Annotated in this window: 1 protein-coding gene; it reads left to right on the top strand. The window is 61.1% G+C overall.

Features of this window, described 5'->3' with window-relative positions; translation table 11 throughout:
- Positions 1-126: 126 nt before the first annotated feature.
- Positions 127-529: biotin synthase BioB (locus NKI47_RS35090; RefSeq protein ID WP_502898133.1), on the top strand; the 403-nt coding region annotated here is incomplete at its 3' end.

Below are 529 nucleotides of genomic sequence, written 5' to 3'. Positions count from 1 at the left end.
TCGTCACCGAACGACCCCAACAATCCCATAGATGACACCGCGACGCCTCCCTCAGTACGTCGCCTACAGAATCACACACCAACCCGACGCCGCAACTCACAGATGAGTCATCGACGCAACGAAAAGATGTGTGCATCCCCTAGCCCTGACCCTGGAGCGTGGACCTTGGAGAAGGCTCAGGCACTTTACCATGCCCCCTTCAACAATCTCCTCTTCCTGGCGCAGACGGTGCACCGCCAGAATTTCGATCCAAACAAGGTCCAGCTCAGCCGGCTGCTCAGCATCAAGACCGGAGGATGCCCGGAGGATTGTGGCTATTGCAGCCAGTCGGCGCGTCACGAAACCGGGTTGGAGGCGTCCAAGCTGATGGATGTCAGGCGCGTCATCGCCGAAGCGACCAAGGCGCGTGATGCCGGCGCCACCCGTTATTGCATGGGCGCGGCCTGGCGAAACCCCAAGGCGCGCGACATGGATGCGGTGGTGGCGATGGTCGAAGGCGTCAAGGCGCTGGGCATGGAGACCTGCATGA

It is taken from the genome of Mesorhizobium sp. M0633, assembly GCF_040320645.1.
In the GTDB taxonomy this organism is placed as follows: domain Bacteria; phylum Pseudomonadota; class Alphaproteobacteria; order Rhizobiales; family Rhizobiaceae; genus Mesorhizobium.
The sequence above is the reverse complement of the archived record's forward strand: the minus strand, read 5'-3'. Positions and strand labels throughout refer to the sequence as shown.